Here is a 22,986-nt window from a genome sequence, read left to right on the forward strand (position 1 = left end):
TGCGGACCGGGGGCCGACGCGTCCGACCCGTCACGGGGGTCGGCAGCGGGCCCTGGTGCCGGGCGGCCCCCACCACGCAGTGTCTGCGCTCTGCTACGGCCGGCCGGCTACCAGCGGTACCAGCGGCCGCCGCCCCCCTTGGGTCGGGCGACGAAACCGATCAGCCAAAGGATCAGGACTGCGATGGCCACCCACCAGAGAATCTTCAGCGCGAACCCCGCGCCGAAGAGGAGAAGGACCAGCAGGAGAACGAGAAGCAGGGGAATCATGGTTATCAACCTCCGAAGCACCGTGTGCCCGACCGCACCCAGGGCATGCATTCGATTCTTCTTCGTTGTCTCGTCCTGATGGCTGGCCAGGGGATCCCGCCTGCTTCCTGGGACGCTGTGAAGTCCGTGTCGTGGTGGCGGAAGTCTTCGGGGAGACGCTCTTAGGCCACGTGGCCCCATCCTCCAACCGGTGAAGCGTCCAGCGGGCAGAACGTCCTGCATGAAAAGCAACCACGAGATGGATCCGGCACACCAGGTTCCGGACGGTGTCGACGAGAAGACGGTGCGCGCTCTGGGCGCACTTTCGAAGGCGCTGGAAACCACGGAGCGCGCCCGCGGACACCTCTACGGGTTCCACCAGCTGACCGGCACCGCAGACTTCGAGCTCGGCGACGCGGTCCGGCTCCTGCGGGAGGCGGGGCACGAGGAACAGGCCGATCGGGTGGAGCGTGAAATCGTGGGCCGCAACGTCATCCCGGGCCACTGGACGTTTCAGATCATCGAGGCCTACAACTCCACCTACTACCAGCCCTTCGCCGCGGTGGAACGGGACGTCGTCGACGAGGTGGGTGGTGGGCGAAGCCACCTCATGGAGGCCCGCCTCAAAACGATCCGCCGAACTCCCCACCACCCTGACCACACCGCTACGCCCCCCTCGTGAAGGAAGGCCAGCCCCGGCTCATGCTGTACCAGCTCAACGCCTGAGCGCCCGCTCCAGCTGCTGCTTCTTCATGCGGGAGCGGCCTTCGATGCCCTGCTCCTTCGCTTCTTGGCGCAGTTCCTGCAGTGTGTGGTGGGAGTGACCGCCTGCGCTGCGGCTGCTGCCGTTGGGGTGGAGGACGACCTTGGTCCAGCCGTCGTCGCGGTTGTCGAAGTGCTCGTAGGCCTATGGGGCCTCGTCGAGGCTGAGTTCGTGGGAGACGAGGAAGCTCGGCTCGGCCTTGCCGCCCACGATCAGGTCGCGCAGGGCCCGGTCGTAGCGCTTGACGGGTGCTTGGCCGGTGCCGAGCCGCTGGCCCTTGAACCAGAGCATGCCGAAGTCCAGGGGTACCTTGCCCTGGGCTTCGAGCTCGCCCTGGGCTTCGGCGCCGCCCGGGTCCTCGGGAAGGAACACCCCGACCACGCCGAGGCAGCCGGTGAACCGGACCGCGTCGATGAGTCCGTTCACGGTCAGGGTCGCGTCCTCCTTGCCCTGCGGGTCGTGGGCCTGGTAGCCGACGCATTCGCAGCCGTTGTCCGCGCCCAGGCCGAGGGTGGCTTCCCTGACGACCTCGGCCGGGTCCTGCTCGGCGGTGTTGACGGCGATGGCGCCGATCTCCTCGGCGAGACGGAGCCGGTCGGGCTGGTGGTCGGCGACCCAGACGCGGCCTGCGCCCTTGAGGATTGCGGAGTAGGCGGCCATGAGGCCGACCGGGCCCGCGCCGTAGACGAGAGTCTGGTCCCCGGGCTTCACGTTCGCCATTTCCGTGGCGTGGTAGCCGGTGGGGAAGATGTCGGCCAGCATCACGTAGTCGAGCTGCCGCTCGGCGGCGTCCTCGCCCAGGCGCAGGGCGTTGAAGTCGCCGTACGGTACGCGCAGCAGCTCGGCCTGGCCGCCCTGGTACGGGCCCATCTCGGCGAAGCCGTACGCGGCGCCGGCCATGTCCGCCTTGGGCTGCATGGTCAGGCAGTAGTTCGTGAGGCCCTGCTCGCACTGCTTGCAGAAGCCGCAGGCGATGTTGAAGGGCAGCACCACCCAGTCGCCCACCTGCACCTTGCGGACGGCCTTGCCGACCTCGACGACCTGGCCGAGGTTCTCGTGGCCCAGGGTCCGCCCGGCTTCGAAGGAGGTCCGGCCCTCGTACATGTGCAGGTCGGAGCCGCAGATATTGGTGGTGGTGATCTTCACCAGGATGTCGCTGGGGTGCTCGATCTTCGCGTCGGGGACGTCCTTGACCGTCACCGTCCGCGGTCCTTCGTACACTGCCGCTTTCATGGTTCCGTCCTTGCCGACGCCACGTTTCACCGGGCTGTCCCCGGGCGGGTGGCGGCATCTTCGAGGGTGTTGGCGCGGTCAGCCGGGTGAGGCGACTCGACCGTGGGGCGACGCCCGGGTGCTGACGGCTGTCGTCTCTCCTGGTCCCGTCTACCCCGCCGCTGCTCGCTCACCACGTCGGGCCGTGCTGAATCGAGGCCCCCCACGTACCGGCGACCCGCTGCCGGCCCGATCGGAGATCGGAAAGGAGACGGTCGGCATCCGTGAGGAGCACGCCCTGCAGGGCGTGCACGGGCCGCGGAAGCTCCCAACGCGGTCTTTCCTGCAGCGATCTCGATGGCTTGACTCCGTCCGTGTTCCCCTCTCCGATTCCAGTCGATGGTCCGAAGATCGCCGGATCGCTGCATGAGGTCGCCCGCCCTGGGCAGCCGCCGTATGACGTGCAGGAGGGGCCTTACGGGCGCCACGATCCACGGAGTACGCGATGTCCAGTACGGCTCTGACCTTGGGAACTCTCAGCGGTGGCCTGGTCGCGCTGCCGAGTGTCTACCGCCCGCAGGCGGACACCCACCTGCTCGCCGAGGCACTCGCCCGCGAGGAACTGGGGCCCCGCACCAGCGTCCTCGAAATCGGCACCGGGACGGGCGCGCTGGCTCTGCACGCCGCTCGCAGAGGTGCCGCAGTCACGGCGGTCGACGTCTCCTGGCCGGCCGTCGCATCAGCGCGCATGAACGCCCTGCTCCGTCGGCTTCCTCTACGCGTCCTGCACGGCGATTTCAGGGCACGTACCGCCGGCCGGCGCTTCGACCTCATCGTGGCCAACCCGCCGTACGTACCCGCTCCGGGCGTGACATTGCCTCCGCGCGGGCCGCAGCGCGCTTGGGACGCCGGCCCGGACGGACGCCTCGTGATCGACCGGATCTGCGCGACCGCTTCCGCTCTGCTGCGTCCCGGCGGCGCTCTGCTGATGGTGCACTCCGGGATGTGCGGGGCCGAGGAGACCGTGGAGCGGCTGGTCGGGACAGGCCTGTCCGCACACGTCACTGCGAAGACATCCGTCCCCTGGGGCCCGATCCTGCGCTCGCGGCGGCTCTGGCTGGAGCGGCAGGGCCTGGCGAGCGAGGCCGAGGAATGGGAAGAGCTGGTGGTCATCCGTGCCCAGCACCTCTGACGACACCTCATGCCCGGCCTACGGGGTGATGCCCGCCCGCCGGGTGTCCGTGCACCCGCAGGGGCCCGTCCTGATCGAGGGCCCGGTCGAAATCGCCCTCAGCGACGGGACGATCGCCCGCTCCGATCGGTTCGTGGTCGCTGTCTGCACCTGCCGCCGCAGCCGTACGTACCCCTGGTGCGACACCAGCCACCGCCGCCGCGAGCGAACCGCTCCGCCGCCTGAGGACAGGAACCCGTGATGCGCCCACCCAGCCCGGACCCGGTCGCCGTTGCAGACCAGAGCCCCCCTCTGGTGGAGGGACGGGGCGAGTTGTCCTGTGCCGTCACGCATGCCCTGCGGTTCGGGGGCCCGCCGCGGTGGGCCCCCGGGGCCGTGTTGGAGGCCGACCCGTGGGGCGAGGACCTCCAGCTCGCCCTCTACCTCCTCTACGAGCTCCACTACCGCGGGTTCGACGGCGTGGACGACGCACGCGAGTGGGACCCGGACCTCCTGCGACTGCGCCAGGCGATGGAAGCGCGCTTCCTGGACGCCCTGCGCACCGAGCTGTTCGATGCACCCCGGACGGTCGAGGACGCCTTTGCCCCGCTCCTCGTCGAGCCCGTCGACCTCTCCGGCAGCCTGAGTCACCACCTCGAAGCGGACGGAAAACTCTGGCAGTTGCGCGAGTACGCGGCTCTGCGCTCCCTCTACCACCTCAAGGAGGCAGACCCGCACGCCTGGGTCATCCCGCGGCTCACGGGACGGGCCAAAGCCGCCATGGTGGCCATCGAGTACGACGAGTTCGGCGCCGGCCGCGCCGACCGCATCCATGCACGGCTTTTCGCCGCCCTCATGACCGACCTCGGGCTGGACCCCACGTACGGCCGCTACCTGGACCAGGCGCCGGCACCCCTGCTCGCGGGCGTGAACCTGATGTCCCTGTTCGGCCTGCACCGGGCCATGCGCGGAGCGCTCGTCGGTCACTTCGCGTGCGTCGAGGTCACCTCCTCGCCCGGCTCCCGCCGCCTGGCCAAGGCCATGCGGCGCTGCGGCGCAGGGCCGGCCGCCGAGCACTTCTACGCCGAACACGTGGAGGCCGACGCCGTCCACGAGCAGGTCGTCCGCCACGAAGTGATCGGCGGCCTCCTCGTCGACGAACCGGACCTCGAAGAGGACATCGCGTTCGGCTGTGCGGCGACCGTCCTCCTCGAAGACCGTCTCGCGAGCCACATCCGCGAAGCCTGGGACCACGAACGCACGGCACTGCGCACGCTCCTGCACGAGCACTAGCGGGGTGCATTCCCTCGGGGCGAGGCCATCCGGGGCCATCCGGGGCCATCCGGGGCCGTTCGCCGGCCGTCCAGGCCCTCCGGAACCGTCCGCACCGCTTTCCGCGTGCATGACGTGGCCTGCCGGGGAAGGCGTGCAAGGGACCCGTACACCCGAGAAGGGACGGACATCATGGTGCGACCGAGGATCGTGGTCGTCGGCGCGGGCTTCGCCGGCGTTTCCTGCGTACGCCGCCTGGAGCGGACGCTGTCACCGGGGGAGGCGGAGATCCTGCTGGTCACTCCGTTCTCCTACCAGCTCTACCTGCCCCTGCTGCCGCAGGTGGCCTCCGGGGTGCTCACCCCGCAGTCCGTGGCGGTGTCGCTGCGCCGTAGCCGCCGTCACCGGACCCGGATCGTGCCCGGTGGGGCCGTGGGCATCGACACCCGGGCCAAGGTCTGCGTCATCCGGAAGATCACCGGGGAGCTGGTGGATCAGCCGTACGACCACCTGGTGCTCGCCCCGGGCAGCGTGACGCGCACCTTCGACATCCCCGGCCTGGCGGAACACGGCCGCGGGATGAAGACACTGGCCGAGGCGGCCCACCTGCGCGACCACGTGATCGCCCAGCTCGACCTGGCCGACGCCGCCGCACCCGGCTCGCCGGAACGGGCTTCCCGCCTCGGCTTCGTCGTGGTGGGCGGCGGCTACGCCGGAACCGAGACGGCTGCCTCCCTGGAGCGGCTCACCTCCAACGCCGTCACCCGGTACCCGCGACTGGACCGGCGCGAGATCAGCTGGCACCTCGTGGACGTGGCCCCCAAGCTGATGCCCGAGCTCGGCGATCGGCTGGGCCGGGCTGCCCTCGACGTGCTGCGCCGCCGAGGCATCGAGGTCTCGCTCGGCGCCTCCGTCGCCAAGGCGGGCCCCGAGGACGTCAGGCTCACCGACGGGCGGGTGCTGCCCTGCCGCACGCTCATCTGGACCGCCGGCGTCGCCGCGAGCCCGCTCATCGCCACGCTCGGTGCCGAGACGGCGAAGAGCGGCCGGCTCGTCGTATCTCCGGACCTGCGGGTGCCGGGGGCGGACGGCGCGTTCGCGCTCGGTGACGCGGCCGCCGTGCCCGACCTGGCGGGCGGCGGGGACGGCGCGGTCTGCCCGCCCACCGCGCAGCACGCCGCGCGCCAGGGCCGGGTCGCGGCCGACAACGTCGTCGCCACGCTGCGGGGCGCACCGCTGCGTCCGTACGTCCACAAGGACCTCGGGCTGGTCGTGGACCTCGGCGGCCGCGACGGCGTCTCCCGGCCGCTCGGCATCGACCTGCGCGGGATGCCCGCCCAGGCCGTGGCCCGCGGCTACCACTGGGCGGCGCTGCGCACCGGCGCCGCGAAGACCCGGGTGATGACGAACTGGCTCCTGAACGCCGTGGCCGGCGACGACTTCGTCCGCACCGGTTTCCAGACGTACAAGCCGGGGACGCTGCGCGACTTCGAATACACGGACCAATACCTCACCCCGCAGGAGGTACGGGCCCGCACGGCCGCCGAGGAAGGCTGACCGTCCCGCGACGCGCCGGGGCGCCCCAGCCGGTGCCCTTCTGCACGCCGGCCGCGGCGGACTCGATGTCGATCTGGCTGCTGTCACCTTCTGTGACAGCTCAGGACTGCCCGTTCTGCCGCGTGGCTCGCCGACTGATCCTCACCGCGTCGCCCCTGTCGTGGCAGAGCTCGCGCTATCCCAGCGCCGCGCCCTCGTTGGCCAGTACGTCCAGTAGCAGGTCTCGGTGGAGGGCGGCGACCGGTTCGAGCAGATCGGGGTGGCGCAGCAGCGGCGCGGCGTCGTGTTCGTGGTCGCCGGGGCTGGTGAGACGGGTGACCTCGCCGGCCTGGCCAGGGTCGGCGAGGTGGTGGGCGTGTACGGCGAGGGCGGGGTCCGCGAGCAGGCAGGCGGCCCAGCTGACGACGGTTTCGTCCACCCAGGTCCGCCAGTCGGCGTCGGGGTCGCCACCGCCGTGATCGGCGCCGGTCAGCCAGTCCAGGCGGGCGCTCCCGCCCGGGCCGAGCAGGTGCAGCAGCTGCGCGTCGAGTGGTGTCGGGTACCGCAGGGCCGTGGCGAGGGTGACGGCCTGCCGGGCCTGGGCTTCGGCCAGGGCCCGGCTGAACGCGCCCGCGGAGGGTGGGAAGGCGGTCAGTAGCCAGCGTGTGCCGGCGGCTATGACAGGTGCGAGATCGGCGGACACAGCGGCTTCCTCGGGGGCGTGCTCGCCGGGGCCCGTGCCGGGTCCGCGAGCTGCGGCGCGAAGCTGCGCCGCTCCGCTCGTGGCCGACCAGCGTAGCCGCAGGCGGCGGGCCTGCGGCATGACGCACGTCACCGTACGACCGGGGCGGCGGCCCCGCCGCCCCAGTGGGAAATTCTGAACCTGCCGTGGCCGGTCACGAAGTCGCGTGCCTGCTCGGTGCGCGGTCGTCAGTGCGGGGAGGGATCCCAGTCCTCGGGGCCGGCACCTCTCCACTCCACGAAGTCCGGGTCCGTGAGGTCCACGTCTTCGGCATTCTCCAGCCCAGCCGCAGCCAGGAAGCCGCGGATGTCGGACGGGCGGTGAGCGACCCCGATGGCGACGCCGTCGTAGCGGACCCGGCGCCAGCCCTGCTCATCCGGGGGGTAGACGATGAGTTTGGCGGTCATGTGCACAGCCTCTGTCCTGACTGCTTCCGACAGCACCCATTCGCACCCGAGCGGGTGAGGGCGGGGGCGCTCCGGCCCGCTTCCGTCCCCAGTGGGGCGAACGGCAGAGTGGCGCAGACGGTCTTGCCGCCAGGGTCAGGGACGCGCCCCAGCCGGTGGTGACGCGGTCGACGATGTGCAGGCCGTGGCCGTGCGGCGAGTCCGGGTGCCACGCACGGAGCACCGGCCGGGCCGTGGCCTGGTCGGTGACGGCGATGGTGAGCATGCCGTCGCCGAGATTGCCGTCCGGGCCGGCGGGCCCTGTGTGAGCTGGCAGGCGGTGGCAAGCAGTGCGCACGCCACCAGTAGCGCGTCCTCGCCCCTGTCAGGTGGTCTCCACGCCGTCGTGAGGCCTCGCGGCGAGCATCTGGTGGACGCGGGTCCTGTCCGCCGAGGACGCGTCGCCAGGGAGGCGGACTCAATCGTTACCGGCCTGCGGCGCGGCCAGGGCGTCACGGGCGACCGGCCTCATCCCGCGGGAGTTCTTCGCCCTTCGCGTGCTTCTGCCTGCGGTTACGGTCCACACGCTCCGGATCGGCGGCGGGGCCGGTGCCCGGTCCGGTCCGGGACGGGACTCCCGGTGGCCTGCCGTGCTCGTCCACAGCGGCTCCTAGATCGGGGAGCAGAGCCGGGCGCGGGTCGGGGGTGCTGTCACTCATGGTCTACCGCCTCTCTCAGGTGAGAGCCGGACCTGGCCGACGCACACCGCGCCGTTCAGATCCCTCCCCTGCTGCCTCGTCCGGCCCCCTGCCCCTCCACGCTCGCCTCTTCGTGGCCGTACCGGCCTCCTGTCCGTCCGTTCAGCGGTCGTCTCCGGAGGCGGGCAGGGGCCGCTGTCGCGGGCCTGGATTCGACGTCCTCGGGCGAACGCGATCAGCAGGAACGCCACGGCAGCCACTCCGACCAGCAAGAACACCCAGAGCATCGCGTTGTTCATACACGGCGTCTACCCAGAAAGTCACCGGCATGCCGCCAAGGGGGTAGCGACGATGCCGGTGGTCCGTCACGCGATGGGGGCCGTGGTCAGGCGTGTGCATTCGGCCACCACCGCGCGCAGGTCACCGCTGGTGTGCAGCAGGCGGCGCTGGAGTCGGGCGCCGTTGCCCCGTTCGAGGAGGCGGGCAACGCCTGCGCGTGCGAGTTCGAGGTCGCCGTGGTCGTCGAGGGCTGCCCGTACATGGTCCAGGAGCACGTCGAGGACCACCGCCGGAGGGGCCGGGCTCATGCTCCGGGGGTCGAGGAGCGGGCCGTCCAGGCCCGACTTGGCCGCCTGCCAGGCGGCGAGGCGCAGCAGGCCGACGCCGATGCGGGCCGGCGGCAGGCCGGCACGCCAGTCGCGGGCGGCGGTCTCCACCAGGGCACGGGCGAGGGAGGCGAGCAGGACGGGCGTACCGGGTTCGAGGCAGACGTCGGCGACACGGATCTCGACCGTGGGATAGCTGGCGGACAGGCGGGCATCGAAATAGATCATCCCGTCGTCGCGCAGGACGCCGGTCGCGAGCATGTCGCCCACCTGCCGGTGATAGTGCTCCGCGCTGCCGAAGACGTCGGTGGGCCCGGCTGAGGGCAGGCGGTTCCAGACCCGGCTGCGGTAGCTGGCGTAGGCGCTGTCCTGGCCCTGCCAAAACGGTGAATTGGCACTGAGCGCAGTCAGGACGGGCAGCCACGGGCGGATGCGGTCGAGGACGCCCACGCCCTCGTCGTCCGAGGCGACGGACACGTGAACGTGACAGCCGCAGGTGAGCTGCTCCTGGCCGGTCAGTCCGAACTGCCGGCTTACCCAGCGGTAGCGTTCTTTGGGCACCGTGGACGGCCGCACCGGCAGCGGCGAGGTGGCCAGCGCGGCGACCGCACCGCCCGCGTCGGCGGCGTGCCGAGCCGCCTCGGCCCGCCAGCGGACGATCTCCTCGGCCAGTTCCCCCATCCGCAGGACGGGCCGGGTGGCGAACTCCACCTGCTCGCACTTGAGCTCGGACTCCAGGGCACCCTCCACCGGAGCATTCGCCCCGTTCCCCTCGCGGGAGGCAGCCGACATCACGGCGGCCGAAAGGGCGAGCGGCTCCCCCGTCCCGGGGTCGACCAGCAGCAGCTCTTCCTCCACTCCCACGCTGCGCATGCCCGTCACGCTCCCTTCATCGGCGTCGTGCGCTCAGTGCGCGTCACTGTCCGGTGGGCCACGACCGGGCTTGTGGGTCCCGCCGTAGGTCCGCCCCGCGTGTTGCTGGGCGGGCACACCTGAGACGTCGGGAAGCGGTCGTGCACAGCGGTGGGCTGTCGGGCGTGTCAGGCCATGGACCCGGCTCCTCAAGCGGTGCGGGCGGCCCCTCGGGGACTTGGCAGGCTGTCGACCGGCCCCTCCCTTCGGGCATCCGCTCGCATGTCAAGCGTCGTATCGGTGGGGGACCACTGGGCAGCTGCGGGGATACCGACAAGCCCAGGGTGCCCCCTCCAAGGGCCGATCACAGAGGCGCACACCTGAGGGCCCGCCTTCGGGGCGTGGCTCAGGACCTGCCGCGACCGGTCACGAAATCGCGCGCCCGGTCCACCAGGCCGGCGCCCGGTGCGAGGAGCTTGCTGGCCGTCGGGGAGCTCGGTGCGGCCGGGTGCGGCCGGGTGGGTGCCAACGTCTTGGCCCGGCGGATCTTGTCACCGAGATCGTCCAGCTGCTGCGGGGTGCAGGCCCGCCTCAGCATCGGGAAGAGGCTCGTCTCCTCGTCCTGGACGTGGGCGGCGACCTCATCCATGAGCTGCTGCAGGAGCGGGCTCATCTGCGCATCGTCGGTACTCATCTTCTCCAGTCGTTTGAGCATCTTCTCGACGCGGCCGTGGTCCTCGATCTCTTTGTCGGCCATCGGCCCGCCACCCTCGACGTGTTCGCGCACCGCCGGATAGAGGTACTGCTCCTCGGCGACCGAGTGGCGCACCAGCTCGATGGTGATCTCGTCGATGAGATCGCGAAGCTCCTGCCCGCTGCCGGTCATGGCCTGGATCCGGGCGAACATCTCCTCCACCTCCCGGTGGTCGGCCATCAGCTCGTCGATCACATTCCCGCCGTGTCCCATGACGCCTCCGTGTGTGCTCAGGTCGGACCGCTCAGGCCCGATCCGATCGCTTCCCCGCCAGACCTGGATGCGCTCGGCCGCACGATGCGTCTCACCCGTTCGAAGGCGCCCGTGTCTACCGCTTCCCGCTGTCAGCAGCTGCTCGAGCGACCAGGTCGTGATCAGCCGGTCCGCTCCCAGGTCGGCGCGTGCCGCGCGTGCGTAGCCCGTACTTTGCCAGTGCAGTTGTTCGGGGGCGTGGGCGTCGGTGTCCACGGCGAACCGGCAGCCCGCAGCGGCGGCCTGCGCGAGCAGGTCGTCCGGGGGGTCGCGTCGCTCAGGCCGGCAGTTGATCTCCACGGCCGTGCCGGATGCCGCGCACGCGGCGAACACGGCCTCGGCGTCGAAGCGGGACTGCGGGCGGCCCCTACCGGTGATGATCCGTCCCGTGCAGTGCCCCAGGACGTCGACACGTGGGTTGCGCACCGCGGCCAGTAGGCGGGCGGTCATCGGTTCGGGCTCGGAGCGGAGTTTGGAGTGCACGGATGCCACGACGATGTCGAGGCTGTCGAGGAGGTCTTCCTCCTGGTCCAGCGAGCCGTCTTCGAGGATGTCGCACTCGATGCCGGTCAGCAGTCGGAAGTGCGGGCCCAGCCTGCCGTTGACGGCGGCCACGGCCTCCAACTGGCGCCTGAGCCGGTCGGGGCTCAGACCGTGGGCGATCGTCAGCCGCGGCGAGTGGTCGGTCAGCACGGCCCATCGGTGGCCCAGGGCTCGGGCGGCGTCGGCCATGTCCTCGATGGGGCTGCCGCCGTCGGACCAGTCGGAGTGCAGGTGGCAGTCTCCGGTGCTCGCGGCCGCCAGGTCCCATCCGGCGCGCGCCGCCGGGCCGGTTTCGGCCCGCAGGCGGGCGAGGTAGCCCGGGACCGCCCCGGTCGATGCCTGCGCGATCACCTCCGCTGTCACCGGGCCCACCCCGCGCAGCCCTTTGGCCCGGGCGCTGTCCACCGGGCCCGGCTCCAGGTCGCGCGCGGCGTCGGCGGCCGTGTGGAAGGCCCGTACCCGGTAGGGGGACGCGCCGCGCCATTCGAGGAGGAAGGCGATCTGGCGCAGGGCTTCGTCCGGGGTCACGGCAGGGGGGTTCCGCCGGTGGCGTTGACGATCTCACCGGTGATGTAGGAGGCCCGGTCGGAGGCGAGGAAGACGTACGCGGGTGCCATCTCGGCAGGCTGTGCGGGCCGGCCCAGCGGTGACTGCTCGCCGAACTTGGTGGGGTCGGGCATGGTCGCGGGGATCAGCGGGGTCCAGACCGGTCCGGGAGCGACGGCGTTGGCCCGGATGCCGCGCTCGGCGAGCATCTGGGCCAGGCTGTGCGTGAAGGAGATGATCGCGGACTTGGTCATGGCGTAGTCGAGGAGGTGCGGGCTGGGCTGGTAGCCCTGCACGGAAGCCGTGTTGATCACGGATCCGCCGCGCGGCATGTGGGCCAGCGCGGCCTTGGTGAGCCAGAACATCCCGTACAGGTTGGTCTTCATCACCCGGTCGAACTGCTCGGTGGTGATCGACTCGATCCCGTCGGGCTGGGCCATCTGGTAGGCGGCGTTGTTGACGAGCAGGTCGATGCCGCCCAGCTCGCCCACTGTCTTCTCGACCAGGGCCGTGCACTCGCCTTCGTGCCGGATGTCGCACGCGACCGGTACCGCGGTGCGGCCGGCCCTGCGGATCAGGCGGGCGGTCTCCTCGGCCTCGTCGGATTCCTCGGGCAGATGGGTGAAGACGACGTCGGCGCCCTCTCGTGCGAAGGCGAGGCAGACGGCACGGCCGATCCCGGAGTCCCCTCCGGTGACCAGCGCCTTGCGGCCGTGCAGCAGGTCGTGGCCGCGGTAGGTGTCCTCGCCGTGGTCGGGGCGGGGATCCATCGCCTCGGTGGAGCCGGGATGGTCCTGGTCCTGCTCGGGGAAGGGCGGACGGGGATGTAGGGATACCGGGTCGGTGAGGCGGGTCTGCTCATGGGCGGGCATGTCGGTCTCCTTCCGGCGCGATCACATGTCACACGGGGCGGCGGTCAGGAAGAGGGCGGGTAGGCGGAGGCCTTGAGGCGGCGCGCGAGGTGCGCGGTGTTCACGGCGAGGGGGAATCCGAGTTCGGCGTCGAGGCGTTCCAGGACCCGCCGGGCGATGCTGGTGGGGTGGCCGAGCCGGATGGGCGTGGACAGGACCAGGATGTCGCAGCCCAGGATCGTGTCGCGGATCTGCGGCCAGGCATCACCGCCACCCATGTCGACCTCTACGCCCGGTTTGACGTCGTGGTCGGCGATCCGGATCACGGTTCCCGCGACGCCGTGATCGGCCGGGGCGGCCATGGTCCGCTCGGCCAGCAACTGGGAGCTGGACCGCTTCGGCGACGGCGAAAGCGTGCAGACTGGCGCGACGGCGCGCAGCGGCGTGGTTTCGGTCGTGGTGTCCATGTCGTGCGGCTACCCGGATCATCACGATGTACCCCGCGTTTGCGGTGAGACCGGCCGACCCGCGTCCGGTGCTGCGCGGGGGCGGCTACTGGTCGGCTGAGCCGGGTCAGCCATCCGGCGGTGGCCTTCCGCCTTCAGGCTGTCGGGAAGGCGCTTGTTGGCCATGCCCTGCGCCCAGGTCTTGAGCGATCCGGCCATGACCTTGTCCTTGCCCGAGAACAGGGCGTCGAGCCCTTGCTTCGCGACCTGGGCGGGATCGTCTTTCCTGCTACTGCCGATTTTGGTGCCACCCACACCGGCACGGCGGAAGAAGTCGGTGCCGGTGGGGCCGGGCAGCGCTTCGACTCGAAACGCCGCTTGCATACCTGCTGGGGCAGCTTGGGGTTCAACGGGTGGTGCTGTGCGGGCAGGTGACCGAGCAGTGCACATCCGACACCTCGACGTCGTCGCCCTCGACGCGGTCGCTCACATCGACGCCGGCCTCGCTGAGGCAGCCCTGCGCATGATGGAACGGCACATGGCGGCCGAGCTGCTCCCGAGCGCCGAGATCACGTTCGAGACCGCTTCGTGAGGCTGACGGTGTTTCCCCATGACGTCACCCGGAGCATCGGCCTCGACCGAGGTCATGGCGGCTGCGGCAGTCGGCGCGACGTGTCTCTGGACGGCAGGCACGCGGCCGACCGGAGGCCAGAAGAACCGGGGCCGGGGGAGCCGTGCGCCTGCGGAGTCAGGACTCGTTGTCGCGCCTGTCCTCCTCCTCCTTGTGCTCCCGGCGCGTCCCGCTCGCCTCCTCGTCCCGGAGGCGCAGTTCCTCAGGACTCTTGCCTTCCTGGCGCGAGCGGGAATCCTGCCCGGGGCGCTGCATGCGCTCCTGCTCCTCCCGGCCCTTCCCCGGCCGCTGCTTCTTGTACTCCATACCGCCCATGACGGCACTCCTCTCAATGGCCGCAACCCCATGGTCCGCGGCTGCCCCCGTAGTCCACCTGGCTTGGGAGGATCGGCCGCTCCCATCGAGGCACTCATCATTAGACGCCCGGTCATCACGGCTTGCCTGCCCGCAAGACCTTCAGTACGGCAAGCTCCACTGCCCCCTGGGTGGCGGGCCGGCCCACGAGCCCGTGCTCGCCCAGGGCGCCGAGGGTCGGAGCGATGGTCTGTCCGTCTTCATAGAGCTCGACGACACGGGGGTCGATGCAGGACGACCTGCAGACGGCGGGTGTGTTGCCCAGGTAGTCGCTGACCTCGTGCACCGCGCGGGTTTCGACCCTGCCGCGGCGGGCGTGCGACGCGTCGGCCGTGCCCTCGGATACGGCCAGGGCCACCGCGGCCAGTACGGTGGCGTACCAGGTCCGAAAGTCCTTCGCCGTCACGTCCCGGCACGACCGTACCCGCAGGTAGGCGTTGAGGTCCTCGGCGTGGACCTCGTGCCATGCCCTGTGCTCCCAGTACGCGAAGAGTCTTGGGCCCGTGTCCTTGCGCCTGACCAGGGCCCGGACCACCGCGTGGGCCTGTTCGTCCACGAGCTCCCGCGCGGACAGCGGGCGGTCGTCCACGCCGAGGTAGCGGAACCCGCTGCCGTGGCGCGCCCGGCGCCGGCCGGCCGTGTTGGGGTCGCTGGTCCGAAGCCGAACGGCAGCTGTCAGTCCGGGTACGGGAGCAGGGCGGCGTACCTCGTCCTATGCCTCTGAGACCCCCACGGGCCCCCGGCGGAAGCCCGCGCTGCGCTCAGACTCTACGAGGGCGCCTACCCCACCCGCCGACGCGCCGACGAGGCCGTCCACCAGGTCCTGGCCGCCCGGACCGGCGCCATCCCGGCCACGGCCCGCCGGGACACCGGCGCCGCACTCGTCGTTGTCACATGCCTGACAGACCCCGACCTCCTCGCCCGGATCCTGCGCCAACTCCCCGGCGGCTACCCCCTCCTCTTCGGCCAGGCAGAACCGCGCCGGCCCCGGCCCGCCACCTGACCGAGCCGGCTGGGCGCCGGCATGCATCAGGGCCGGGACCGCGCCGCGGTCCCGGCCCTGATGGCGTGAGGGTCAGTGCTTGAACACGTCCTTAATCTTCTCCTTGGCCTCACGCGCATCACCCTTGGCCTGTTCCGTACGGCCCTCGGCAGCCATCCGCTCATTGCCCGTCAGGCGGCCGGCGGTCTCCTTGAGCTTGCCCTTGGTCTGCTCGCCCTTCGCCTTGGCCTTCTGCTCACCAGACACAGCTGATCACTCCCTGCTCGATCGGAAGGTCTTACAGACCCCGTATGACCGATGGGTCTCCGGCTAAACGCACGGGGACCACCCCCGGCACCCGATTGCGGCCGGGACCGGCCAGATCCCGCATGTACACCCTGCCCCCTGGGCGGCGTGATCGGGCGCTCCGCCTGCCGCGCTGTAAGAGACCAAGCAGAACGGCGGCCGCACCATCGACACCGAGACCTGGGTCCGACGCCGGCTCCCTCACGCGTCGGCCTCGCGCCATGACGGCAGGCGGGCGTCGCCTCACCGGGTGACGGCCCGCACGGGAAGTCGTGCTGGTGTTGAGTCGGTGGTTGGGCTTCCCGCACTCCCGGGAGGCCAGCGGGCTGACGGTTTGCTCGGTGCTGAGCCGCGAAGGTGTAGTCAGATGCGGGGGAGCCCGCCATCGGCGAAATCGGAGTGTTCGCGTGCGCGTTGTGCCTTGTGCTCGAGGAGTCGGCGGAACCCTGCGAGGGCGTAGCGCTCGGCGGTGCCCGCTCTGGCCCCGGGGATGCCTGCGACGGTGGCCATGCACTGCTGGGGCTGGGGCTGCCAGCCGGTGACCTGGACCCGTAGGTGCATGTGCTCTGCGCTCCGGTGCAGGATCAAGAGCTGCATCAGGCCGTTGACGTCCATGGCCGTGACGGCGTGTAGGTCCACCAGGAGGTCGTGCTCGACCAGGGTCACGTGGTCCAGCGCGCGCTGGAGCACCTCTCCAGCCCCTTCGTCGAGCTCTCCTTGGGCGCTGATCAAAATCTGGCTGCCGCAGTGCTGGACTTCCACGTCGATCAAGGTTCTGCTCCCGTCCCCGCAGGCTCCGTACCCACGGGGCCCCATCCTGGCGCGGCACGGCGTGGGGCTGGTGCGCGGCGCGCTGAAGGGGGCGCCTGCGCTGCTTCGGAGGCGAGACAGACAGTTCGATCAGCGCTCCTGAGCCGGGCCGCCGCAGTGGCTGGCCCCCGGGGGAGTCGCCGCTCACTGCGCACGGTCCGCTGATAGTCAGTCAGGTGTGGAGACCAGGAGGCTCCGCTACGAGGGTCCTGGACCACCTGGAGGAATCCACCCGACCCGCCACGGGGGCCTGCGCCGCCTGGTCATGACCGCGGCGTGGCGCTTGCCGAAGACGCCATCACGGCGCCGCTTGGGAGACAGCGCTCCCGCCGCGGGCTGGCTCACGATCGCTGCCCCGCTGGAGGAGGCCCTGTCCGGCTTCGCGCTGCTGAGCGCGACCGTGGCCTGCACACTCGGCACCTTCCCGGCTTTGGGCCGCCGCCGCGCCCTCGCTCTGCGGATCGCGCATCTGGTCCGCACCCACCCCACGACGGACCACGTCGACGCCGATGCCGGTGCCGAAATCCTCGACAGCCTGGCGTCCGACATCAGTGTGGTCGGCGTCGGCTTCCTGCAGTACGCCGAGTCGTACTACTTCCACGACGGTGACGACGCCATCTCGCTCGCCCGCCGGCTCCCGGGCGCCATGAAACTGGCGGATCAGGCATCAGCCGCCCGCCACTCCGACGTCAGGATCGCGGCGGCTGTGCTGCGTGCCGCTCTGGATGACCTCGCGGCGATCATCGATCACCGCTTTCTGCATACCAAGGGGAACACAGCACTCCAGGTCAGGTTGACTGGCGACGGCATGCCCCCTGCGCCCAGCACCCGGAGGGTGAGCCCGAAGACGGACCATGGTTCACTCCGCGGCATCGGTCGGCCGCATCTCTGGTGGCCCAGCTCGCCGGGCGGGCTCCGGTTCGACGGCCGGGGCGCCGGGTTCCACGGACTTCCCGGCCTCTGCGGGATCCACGGGCGCCGCAGGAAGCCCGAGGTCCCTTTCCGGCTCTGGTGTCGCCTCCGGTGGGGCGTCTGGTTCCGGTGCCGGCCCCCCGTCCTCGCCCGCGTGGTCCCGCAGGTGCGCGATCATCGTGTTGGCGACGGCCACCAGCGGGACGGCGACGACTGCTCCACCGATACCTGCTATCAGTCCGCCGGTGGCGACGGACAGGGCCACGGCCAGCGGGTGGATCCGCACGGCCCGCCCCAGGATGAAGGGTTGCAGGATGTGCCCCTCGATCTGTTGGACGAGGAGCACCACCATCAGGGTCATCAGCGCGGTGAAAACGCCCTCGGTGACCAGCGCGACAATCACGGCGAGCGCGCCGGAGGCGATGGCGCCGATCAGCGGCACGAACGAGGCCAGGAAGATCACAACGGCGATGGGGACGGCGAGCGGAACCCCGAGGAAGTAGATCCCGACCCCGATGAACACCGCGTCGATCAGAGCGACGACCAACGTTCCGCGGATGTAGGCGGTGAGCGTCCGCCAGGCTGGCGGGCCCGCTCCGGCGATCCCGGGCCGCACGGCCGCCGGCATCAGCCTCAGCGTCCAGTCCCAGATGCGCCTGCCGTCGTACAGCAGGAAGAGCGTGACGAACATCGCCAGGAGGGTGCCGGTGATGACCTCGATCAGGACGGTCACCCCCCGCAGCCCGGTCGAGGTGATCTCGCTGGTGCTGCTGCCGATCGCGTCACTCAGGCGCCCGGTGACGTCGTTGATCTGCTGCTCGGTCACATGGAAGGGGCTGTTCAGGAGCCACCGCTTCAGTTCCGCGATGCCTTCTTGGAGCCGCCCTGACAGGCTGTCCAGATTGTCGAGCACTTGCCATACGGCGAACCAGCCGAGCAGTCCGAGCACCAGGAACCCGCAGAGCGCCGTGACGACGGTGGCGAGCCCCTGGGGGAGCCCCCGGCGATGCAGCCGGGCGACTGTCGGCTGGAGCAGCGCGGTGATCAGCAGCGCGGCGACGAAGGCCAGCGCGACCAGCCGGACGGAGCCGATCACCCGCATCACGACCCACACGGCGGCTGCCAGCACCAGGAACCGCCAGGCGACCTCGGCTGCGACCCGCATGCTCCGGGGCACCGCACCGGCCGGGTCCGGTGCACGGGCCCGAGCCGGGTAGGGGACCCGCGCCGCCCGCTCCCGCAGCTCGGCCGCCTCCTCGGCGTCACGACGGGCAAGTGTCCGTGCCCGCCGCTCGCCGAGCGTCCTCGCGGTGCTTCTCGCGCGGCCGAGCAGGTCACGGATCCCGGACATCCTCGGGCCTCCTTCCGCCCCGCTTGTCCGTCTGCCCTGTTTCGCGGTGATCAGACGACCGGAACGGGGATTCCGCCGGTCGCCGGTCGCCGGTCGCAGGTCGCCGGTCGCCGGTCGCCGGTTCGAGCGCGGTCGGTGCCCTGATGGACTCGAGCAGCTTGAGGGCTGCGGCCTCGCCACTGGTGAGCAGCCGTCGTTGGTCTGTCCCAGGAGACGGCCTCTCCTATGGGCGACGCCGGTCGGCTGCGAGTGGCCGGGACAGTCGCAGCTGGATGCAGGCCGCGAGGACCAGCCAGGACCATCGGTCCGCTGCCTCGGGGGTGCGGATCTTCGGACGGGTCCAGCCGAGAGTGTGCGGAACAGGCGGAAGGTGTGCTCGACGTCGAAACGACGCAGGTATGCCTGCCAGAGAGCCGATCGGTGTCCGCCTCGGGCTGGTGGAGGAGGCACTGACTGCTCAGGGCGCCCCGGACGACGACGCGGCACCGGCCCGCCGCCTCCAGGGACGCGAAGTCGTACGGCTCGCCGCCACGGGCGCCGCCAACCGCCAGATCGCCACCCAGCTCTGCCTGAGCCCCCACACCGTCGGCCACCTCTCTACCGGGCCTTCCCCAAGCTCGGCATCACCAACCGCACCGAACCCCCGCCCCTCCTGGGTCAGGACCGGTGACCCGACTGAGCGCTCTTGGCCCTGGATGACAGGAGCAGCCGGGTGGGCCGAGTCGGCTGAGCAGTGCGGCCGTATGGCTGTCGGGGGTCCAGGGTCTCCCCACTGGCCCGGAGTTCGGTGCAGGCCCGGGTCGCCCATGGCTGGGCGTCGAGCGTCTCGAATGTCTTCACCCCTGGCAAGGATGGACTCGTAGGCGACTTCGGAGACTCGGTCGCCTCCACCTCCACCGAGATGCCGGACGACTCCGCGGCGTCTGCAGGAGCACGATCTCACCGATATGGCGTGCGTGGGCCAGGCCCGGTGCCCGACCCTGCCGGGCAGCACCACCGGGCCGCCTATCTGCTGAGCAGATGCTCCAGCGCAGCACAGCGCGGACGACGGGTGCCGGCCGTCCTCACCTGGGCTGCGCTCCGGTTCGGTTCATGGCGGGGCCTGTTTCTGCCGGTGGAACCGCATGGTCCGGCCCCGTGCCGACCGTGTTGGCTCGACGCGGAACGGACGGTGGGGCCGGGCCCCCGGGCATCACGGTGCTCCGGGCCGCCCCTCACTCCGCCGCCCGGCAACCGGTACCGCACGCCCGCTCCGGTTCAACGGCGACCGTCCTGGCCCTGGGGAACGACATGCTTGCAAGAGGCTTCCGCGTGCTGCGAAGGCTGCCCCTACCCGTCCTCTCGCTGCTCTTACTGGCCGCGATGCTGCCCACCCCGACGGCCGCGGTGGCGGCGTCCGGCAGGGCGTACGGAGATGCCCGCCTCGACCAGTGGGCGTCGCTGACCACCCACAACTCGTACGCGGACTCGGGGGCGATACCCCCGCGGAACCAGCTGCGCGACATCCCCCGCAGCTCGACGACGGCGTGCGCGGGCTGATGCTCGACACCTACGACATCGCCTACGACGCAGAGGGCAACCACGACGTGATGATGTGCCACTCCACGTTCCAGTGCCACGAGACCTTCCGCGGCGGGCTCATCAGGATCGTGGACTTCCTCAAGGCCCACCCGGATGAGGTGGTCACGGTCTTCCTGGAGAACCACGCCAGCCGTGCCACGCTCACGGAGGGGGTCTCCGACGTGCTGGAGGGGACTGGTTCGAGGACCGCACCACGTCCGCGAGGGCCTTCGGCGAAGTGCTCGGCAGTGACATCGACCGGATCGTGACCGAACCGTCGGAGGGCCTGCTCCGGCGGGCCCGCCGGGTCCTGGAGTGCTCGGGGCCGGTGTGCTGGGCCGTGAAGGAGACGACGTACCGCACCGCGATGCGGCTGCCCGTCCTGCACCCCGCGCTCTTCCGGGGCCTCCGGGCCGGCTTCCACGATGTCTACGGCGACCTCGAGCCGGGCGCCGCACCGGCCCTCCTCGACGGGCTGGACCTTCCGGCCGGCACCGAGCACCTTGCCGAACGGCGCCATGTGCTCGCCGCCGGGCAGAGCAACCACCACCGCAGCCCCGGTGCCTGGGACCAAGCGATCCGCTCCGGTTCCTGACGGGGTGGCAGGCGGGGCGTCTCCTCATCGCCGTGCTGGGACGGGTGGCGTCCGGGGTGGAAGTGAGGAAGGCTGGCGTGCATGGTTTCGATAGTGCAGAACGTGGCGATTGACTGTGCGGATGCCTATGAACTGGCCCGCTTCTGGAGCAGCGTGACCGGCCGGCCACTGCATCCGGAGGACGAACCGGGCGACCGGGAGACTCAGGTGCTGCTCGCGGAGGGCCCGGTGCTGTACTTCAACCAGGTGCCCGAGCCCAAGAAGATCAAGAACCGGATCCATCTGTGCCTGCGCCCTGAGACATCGCGTGAGCAGGAGGTGGAACGGCTGCTCGGCCTCGGTGCCACCTTGGTCACCGACCACCGGAATCCCGATGGCTCTGGCTGGGCAGTCCTTGCCGACCCCGAAGGCAACGAATTCTGCGTTCTTCGCAGCGAGTCCGACCGAGCTGCGATGGGGTCCTGACGCCCACCGGCAGTGCCCGGGGGCGGGGCATGCGGACCGTGAACTTCCACCGACAGAAGCAGATGTGACGTCTTGGCGTACTTCTGCTCCGGTAGGGACCCGCCGACTTGGGGGGACCGCACGGACCAGGGGACTTGATTCATGGACAACGGGGGGCGCCGCGCGCCTGCATGCTCTGCGAACGCTGACGACCCGCACCGTATGAGCGCGCGATGGCGCCCTCGCCGACGAGCGTCAGAGGCTCGGTGATGATGAGGCGGAGCCGCATGGGCGTGCACATCGAGTCCGAGAAGGACGTCGAGGATCCGTCCCCGGCGCGCTTGCGTTCCTTCTAGAAGGCCGAGTGAGTGAACCAGTGGGCGAGCAGGTCCGGGTCACCCACCAGCTGGAAGGCGCGGCTCTTGTGGTCGAGGCGGCCGTAGAGGAGCAGGAGCAGGTCCGCCGCCGTTCCCTGGACCATGGCGTCTGCGGTGCGGGTCTCGATGCGGTCGGTGACCAGCCCGAAGCCGTCGGGGCGAAGGCGGACCAGCCAGTCCGCGTCGGCATCCGTACAGCTGAAGCGAATGGTGCGGTCGGGGCCGCGCAGTTCGGCGGTCAGCGGCGCGAAGAGGGATGCGAACGGCAGGTTGGTGAGGAATTCACCGATGCCGTCCACCGCCAGATCGCGGTCGATGTGCGGTGAGAGCCCGAGGGCGAGTTCGGCGTCGGCCCGGTGGACGAGGGTCTCGAAGAGCATGCGGCGAACCCAGAACCGGGCGTGCTGGTCGAGCCCCCACGCCCACATCGGTGCGTCCAGGTCGGTTGCGGCGAACACTTCGGCGGCGTCCGCGGCGCTCTCTGCCAGCCAGTCCGGATAGCCGTCGGGCTGCTCAGGCAGGTGCAGGTCCACATCGCGGCTGGCCGGCGGCTGCTGAATGCGCCGGCGCAGCAGCTCGGTGAACCAACGGTGCACGTGGCCGGTGTGCTGTGTGAGGTCGGCCAGGGTCCAGCCCGGGCAGGACGGCACCGGGGTGGAGAGGTCGGCCGCCTTGACCGTGGCGACGAATCTGGCGGTTTCGGTGGCCACGGCCGCGCTGTGCTGGGCGGGGTTCATCACTGATGTCCTTCTTCGACGGCCCCGCCCGGGCATCCCAGGACCAGATGGGCAGCGGAACAGTTTAAGGGTGTGGATAGTTCATGTCATCAAGTATTGCTCGAAGGTAATCCCCACGGGTGAGGAAGTCAATTGACCTCGCTACCGCTGCCCCAGCCGGTCCCCCCGGTGCGCCGGATCCACCCCGCGCACGGAACGACCCGCGCCCACCGGGGCCGGATGGATGGCGCAGGCGGCCCGTGCGCAAGCCTCGGGGGAGGGTGCCCCGTCCAGGGCCGACGTGATCCCCCCTTTGGGGCCCGGATGCCCGTGCTCGGGCGTCGGGGGCGCGGTCACCCGCGCCCCCTTCTGTCGTGCCGTCAGGTGAGCCGGTTCAGGTGATGAACCAGAGCAGCGTGACCCTGATGTCGAGGTCCTCGTGCCAGTTCACTCCCACGCGGACCCCCACCTGCCCCCGGTCCATGGCCACCAGGCTGTGGAGGGTGACGACCGCGGACCCCATGATGGGCTTGTCGGTGGCACGGCTGTATTCCGTGACGGAGCCGAGCACCATGGCGTAGGCGCCTTTGAAAGCGGGGACGTCCAGGACCCGCTCGAAGACTCCGTGGCCCCTGATGTCGAAGGATTGGGATGCCATCTCCGGATTCAGCAGGGCCTTGCCCGCGGTCCCGTCCGCGGACGGGACCGCTTCCTCGGCCCGAGCCTGCATCTTGCTGTCGCTTGCCGTGTCCCCGGTGGCGGGGTCGCGAAGAGTGTTGTGCGTCATGTCCTTGTCCCTTCGGTGAGCAGGGATCCCGGCAGGGCAGCGGCATGTCCGTGGCCCTCACGTCATGTGCGCCATGCCCGTACGGGGATCTCCGACGGACCGGACCGTGCGCGCCGGCGGCTCGACGAGGGAGAACGTCTCGGCCTCGCTGTGCGAGCCGACCGGGTGGGTACCGGTCTTCCCTCTCATGGTGGGCGCGATCCACGTTGCTGCGACCCCCTGATGTCAGGGATGGACGGACGGCGGACCAGGAGGCAGCGGATCAGCGGGGCGGCCCCGCACGG

Annotated in this window: 26 protein-coding genes and 4 pseudogenes; 10 read left to right on the forward strand and 20 right to left on the reverse strand. The window is 70.7% G+C overall.

Going from position 1 to position 22,986, the window contains the following annotated elements:
• Positions 1-107: 107 nt before the first annotated feature.
• Positions 108-269 (reverse strand): hydrophobic protein, encoded by a 162-nt coding sequence (locus ACIGFK_RS03990; protein ID WP_376656375.1) that lies wholly within the window; start codon positions 267-269, stop codon positions 108-110.
• 220 nt (positions 270-489) lie between these two features.
• Here ACIGFK_RS03990 and ACIGFK_RS03995 point away from each other — a divergent pair, with 220 nt between their 5' ends.
• The gene (locus ACIGFK_RS03995) at positions 490-930 is read left to right on the forward strand and encodes a hypothetical protein (RefSeq protein WP_386463697.1); all 441 of its coding nucleotides are present in this window, start codon (positions 490-492) and stop codon (positions 928-930) included.
• A gap of 33 nt (positions 931-963) precedes the next feature.
• On the opposite strand, the pseudogene ACIGFK_RS04000 reads toward ACIGFK_RS03995, so the two are convergent.
• A pseudogene (locus ACIGFK_RS04000) lies at positions 964-2,244 on the reverse strand (alcohol dehydrogenase catalytic domain-containing protein).
• Between the two features lie 484 nt (positions 2,245-2,728).
• On the opposite strand from ACIGFK_RS04000, the gene ACIGFK_RS04005 reads away from it, so the two are divergent.
• The 4 genes from ACIGFK_RS04005 (at position 2,729) to ACIGFK_RS04020 (ending at position 6,223) form a co-directional block, all read left to right on the forward strand.
• The gene (locus tag ACIGFK_RS04005; protein WP_376656373.1) at positions 2,729-3,415 is read left to right on the forward strand and encodes a HemK2/MTQ2 family protein methyltransferase; all 687 of its coding nucleotides are present in this window, start codon (positions 2,729-2,731) and stop codon (positions 3,413-3,415) included.
• The gene (locus ACIGFK_RS04010; protein ID WP_376656372.1) at positions 3,399-3,656 is read left to right on the forward strand and encodes a CDGSH iron-sulfur domain-containing protein; all 258 of its coding nucleotides are present in this window, start codon (positions 3,399-3,401) and stop codon (positions 3,654-3,656) included. Before ACIGFK_RS04005 ends, ACIGFK_RS04010 begins: the two co-directional genes overlap by 17 nt.
• Positions 3,656-4,687, forward strand: coding sequence for an iron-containing redox enzyme family protein (locus tag ACIGFK_RS04015; RefSeq protein WP_376656371.1), 1,032 nt, complete (start codon positions 3,656-3,658; stop codon positions 4,685-4,687). The genes ACIGFK_RS04010 and ACIGFK_RS04015 overlap by 1 nt, the downstream gene beginning before the upstream one ends.
• 171 nt (positions 4,688-4,858) lie before the next feature.
• Positions 4,859-6,223, forward strand: a complete 1,365-nt coding sequence (locus ACIGFK_RS04020) for an NAD(P)/FAD-dependent oxidoreductase (protein WP_400050434.1) — start codon at positions 4,859-4,861, stop codon at positions 6,221-6,223.
• Between the two features lie 175 nt (positions 6,224-6,398).
• Here the strand turns inward: ACIGFK_RS04020 and ACIGFK_RS04025 are convergent, their stop codons facing one another.
• From ACIGFK_RS04025 to ACIGFK_RS04060, 8 genes and pseudogenes are all read right to left on the reverse strand, one after another.
• Positions 6,399-6,905 (reverse strand): hypothetical protein, encoded by a 507-nt coding sequence (locus tag ACIGFK_RS04025; protein WP_376656369.1) that lies wholly within the window; start codon positions 6,903-6,905, stop codon positions 6,399-6,401.
• Positions 6,906-7,132: 227 nt separating this feature from the next.
• Entirely contained in the window at positions 7,133-7,351 is a 219-nt protein-coding gene (locus ACIGFK_RS04030; RefSeq protein ID WP_376656368.1) for a hypothetical protein, read from the reverse strand.
• Between the two features lie 1,042 nt (positions 7,352-8,393).
• Positions 8,394-9,506 (reverse strand): glutamate--cysteine ligase, encoded by a 1,113-nt coding sequence (locus tag ACIGFK_RS04035; protein ID WP_386463708.1) that lies wholly within the window; start codon positions 9,504-9,506, stop codon positions 8,394-8,396.
• A gap of 385 nt (positions 9,507-9,891) precedes the next feature.
• The gene (locus ACIGFK_RS04040) at positions 9,892-10,452 is read right to left on the reverse strand and encodes a hemerythrin domain-containing protein (RefSeq protein ID WP_386463933.1); all 561 of its coding nucleotides are present in this window, start codon (positions 10,450-10,452) and stop codon (positions 9,892-9,894) included.
• A gap of 123 nt (positions 10,453-10,575) precedes the next feature.
• Positions 10,576-11,562 (reverse strand): annotated as a pseudogene (locus ACIGFK_RS04045) (PHP domain-containing protein); the annotation flags it as partial.
• On the reverse strand, positions 11,559-12,452 hold the full coding sequence (locus ACIGFK_RS04050) for an SDR family oxidoreductase (RefSeq protein WP_386463710.1): 894 nt from the start codon (positions 12,450-12,452) through the stop codon (positions 11,559-11,561). The pseudogene ACIGFK_RS04045 and the gene ACIGFK_RS04050, both read right to left, overlap by 4 nt.
• A gap of 44 nt (positions 12,453-12,496) precedes the next feature.
• Positions 12,497-12,898: a flavodoxin family protein gene (locus ACIGFK_RS04055; RefSeq protein WP_400050437.1), complete on the reverse strand. Its 402-nt coding sequence runs from the start codon at positions 12,896-12,898 to the stop codon at positions 12,497-12,499.
• Positions 12,899-12,919: 21 nt separating this feature from the next.
• Positions 12,920-13,261 carry a hypothetical protein gene (locus ACIGFK_RS04060; protein ID WP_400050438.1) on the reverse strand — a complete coding sequence of 114 codons (342 nt, stop codon included), beginning with the start codon at positions 13,259-13,261 and terminating at the stop codon, positions 12,920-12,922.
• Between ACIGFK_RS04060 and ACIGFK_RS04065 the strand changes: the two are divergent.
• A pseudogene (locus ACIGFK_RS04065) lies at positions 13,228-13,469 on the forward strand (cysteine hydrolase); the annotation flags it as partial. The gene ACIGFK_RS04060 and the pseudogene ACIGFK_RS04065 overlap by 34 nt on opposite strands.
• A gap of 156 nt (positions 13,470-13,625) precedes the next feature.
• Here the strand turns inward: ACIGFK_RS04065 and ACIGFK_RS04070 are convergent.
• The 7 genes and pseudogenes from ACIGFK_RS04070 to ACIGFK_RS04100 all read right to left on the reverse strand — a co-directional run.
• Entirely contained in the window at positions 13,626-13,823 is a 198-nt protein-coding gene (locus ACIGFK_RS04070) for a hypothetical protein (RefSeq protein ID WP_386463719.1), read from the reverse strand.
• 115 nt (positions 13,824-13,938) lie between these two features.
• Positions 13,939-14,541: a hypothetical protein gene (locus ACIGFK_RS04075; RefSeq protein ID WP_400050588.1), complete on the reverse strand. Its 603-nt coding sequence runs from the start codon at positions 14,539-14,541 to the stop codon at positions 13,939-13,941.
• A gap of 396 nt (positions 14,542-14,937) precedes the next feature.
• On the reverse strand, positions 14,938-15,111 hold the full coding sequence (locus ACIGFK_RS04080) for a CsbD family protein (RefSeq protein ID WP_376658323.1): 174 nt from the start codon (positions 15,109-15,111) through the stop codon (positions 14,938-14,940).
• 402 nt (positions 15,112-15,513) lie between these two features.
• Positions 15,514-15,912: an STAS domain-containing protein gene (locus ACIGFK_RS04085; protein ID WP_386463938.1), complete on the reverse strand. Its 399-nt coding sequence runs from the start codon at positions 15,910-15,912 to the stop codon at positions 15,514-15,516.
• A gap of 346 nt (positions 15,913-16,258) precedes the next feature.
• Positions 16,259-16,561: a hypothetical protein gene (locus ACIGFK_RS04090; RefSeq protein WP_400050441.1), complete on the reverse strand. Its 303-nt coding sequence runs from the start codon at positions 16,559-16,561 to the stop codon at positions 16,259-16,261.
• 258 nt (positions 16,562-16,819) lie between these two features.
• Entirely contained in the window at positions 16,820-18,223 is a 1,404-nt protein-coding gene (locus ACIGFK_RS04095; protein WP_400050443.1) for an AI-2E family transporter, read from the reverse strand.
• A 226-nt stretch (positions 18,224-18,449) separates the two neighbouring features.
• Positions 18,450-18,631, reverse strand: a pseudogene (locus ACIGFK_RS04100) (transposase); the annotation flags it as partial.
• An 882-nt stretch (positions 18,632-19,513) separates the two neighbouring features.
• Here ACIGFK_RS04100 and ACIGFK_RS04105 point away from each other — a divergent pair.
• From ACIGFK_RS04105 to ACIGFK_RS04120, 4 genes are all read left to right on the forward strand, one after another.
• A complete protein-coding gene (locus ACIGFK_RS04105) occupies positions 19,514-19,762 on the forward strand; it encodes a hypothetical protein (protein WP_376658326.1) in 249 nt (82 codons plus the stop codon).
• Positions 19,762-20,052: a hypothetical protein gene (locus tag ACIGFK_RS04110; protein WP_400050445.1), complete on the forward strand. Its 291-nt coding sequence runs from the start codon at positions 19,762-19,764 to the stop codon at positions 20,050-20,052. Before ACIGFK_RS04105 ends, ACIGFK_RS04110 begins: the two co-directional genes overlap by 1 nt.
• Positions 20,049-20,378 carry a hypothetical protein gene (locus tag ACIGFK_RS04115; RefSeq protein ID WP_400050447.1) on the forward strand — a complete coding sequence of 110 codons (330 nt, stop codon included), beginning with the start codon at positions 20,049-20,051 and terminating at the stop codon, positions 20,376-20,378. Before ACIGFK_RS04110 ends, ACIGFK_RS04115 begins: the two co-directional genes overlap by 4 nt.
• An 81-nt stretch (positions 20,379-20,459) precedes the next feature.
• Positions 20,460-20,843: a VOC family protein gene (locus ACIGFK_RS04120; RefSeq protein WP_376658329.1), complete on the forward strand. Its 384-nt coding sequence runs from the start codon at positions 20,460-20,462 to the stop codon at positions 20,841-20,843.
• Positions 20,844-21,174: 331 nt separating this feature from the next.
• Here the strand turns inward: ACIGFK_RS04120 and ACIGFK_RS04125 are convergent, their stop codons facing one another.
• The 3 genes from ACIGFK_RS04125 to ACIGFK_RS04135 form a co-directional block, all read right to left on the reverse strand.
• Positions 21,175-21,936 (reverse strand): maleylpyruvate isomerase family mycothiol-dependent enzyme, encoded by a 762-nt coding sequence (locus tag ACIGFK_RS04125; protein WP_376658330.1) that lies wholly within the window; start codon positions 21,934-21,936, stop codon positions 21,175-21,177.
• Between the two features lie 373 nt (positions 21,937-22,309).
• Complete coding sequence (locus ACIGFK_RS04130; RefSeq protein WP_376658331.1) at positions 22,310-22,702, reverse strand: hypothetical protein; 393 nt, start codon at positions 22,700-22,702, stop codon at positions 22,310-22,312.
• A 57-nt stretch (positions 22,703-22,759) separates the two neighbouring features.
• Positions 22,760-22,891 carry a hypothetical protein gene (locus ACIGFK_RS04135; RefSeq protein WP_376658332.1) on the reverse strand — a complete coding sequence of 44 codons (132 nt, stop codon included), beginning with the start codon at positions 22,889-22,891 and terminating at the stop codon, positions 22,760-22,762.
• Between the last annotated feature and the right edge of the window lie 95 nt (positions 22,892-22,986).

The organism is Streptomyces sp. NPDC085524 (assembly GCF_044541755.1).
Lineage (GTDB): Bacteria > Actinomycetota > Actinomycetes > Streptomycetales > Streptomycetaceae > Streptomyces.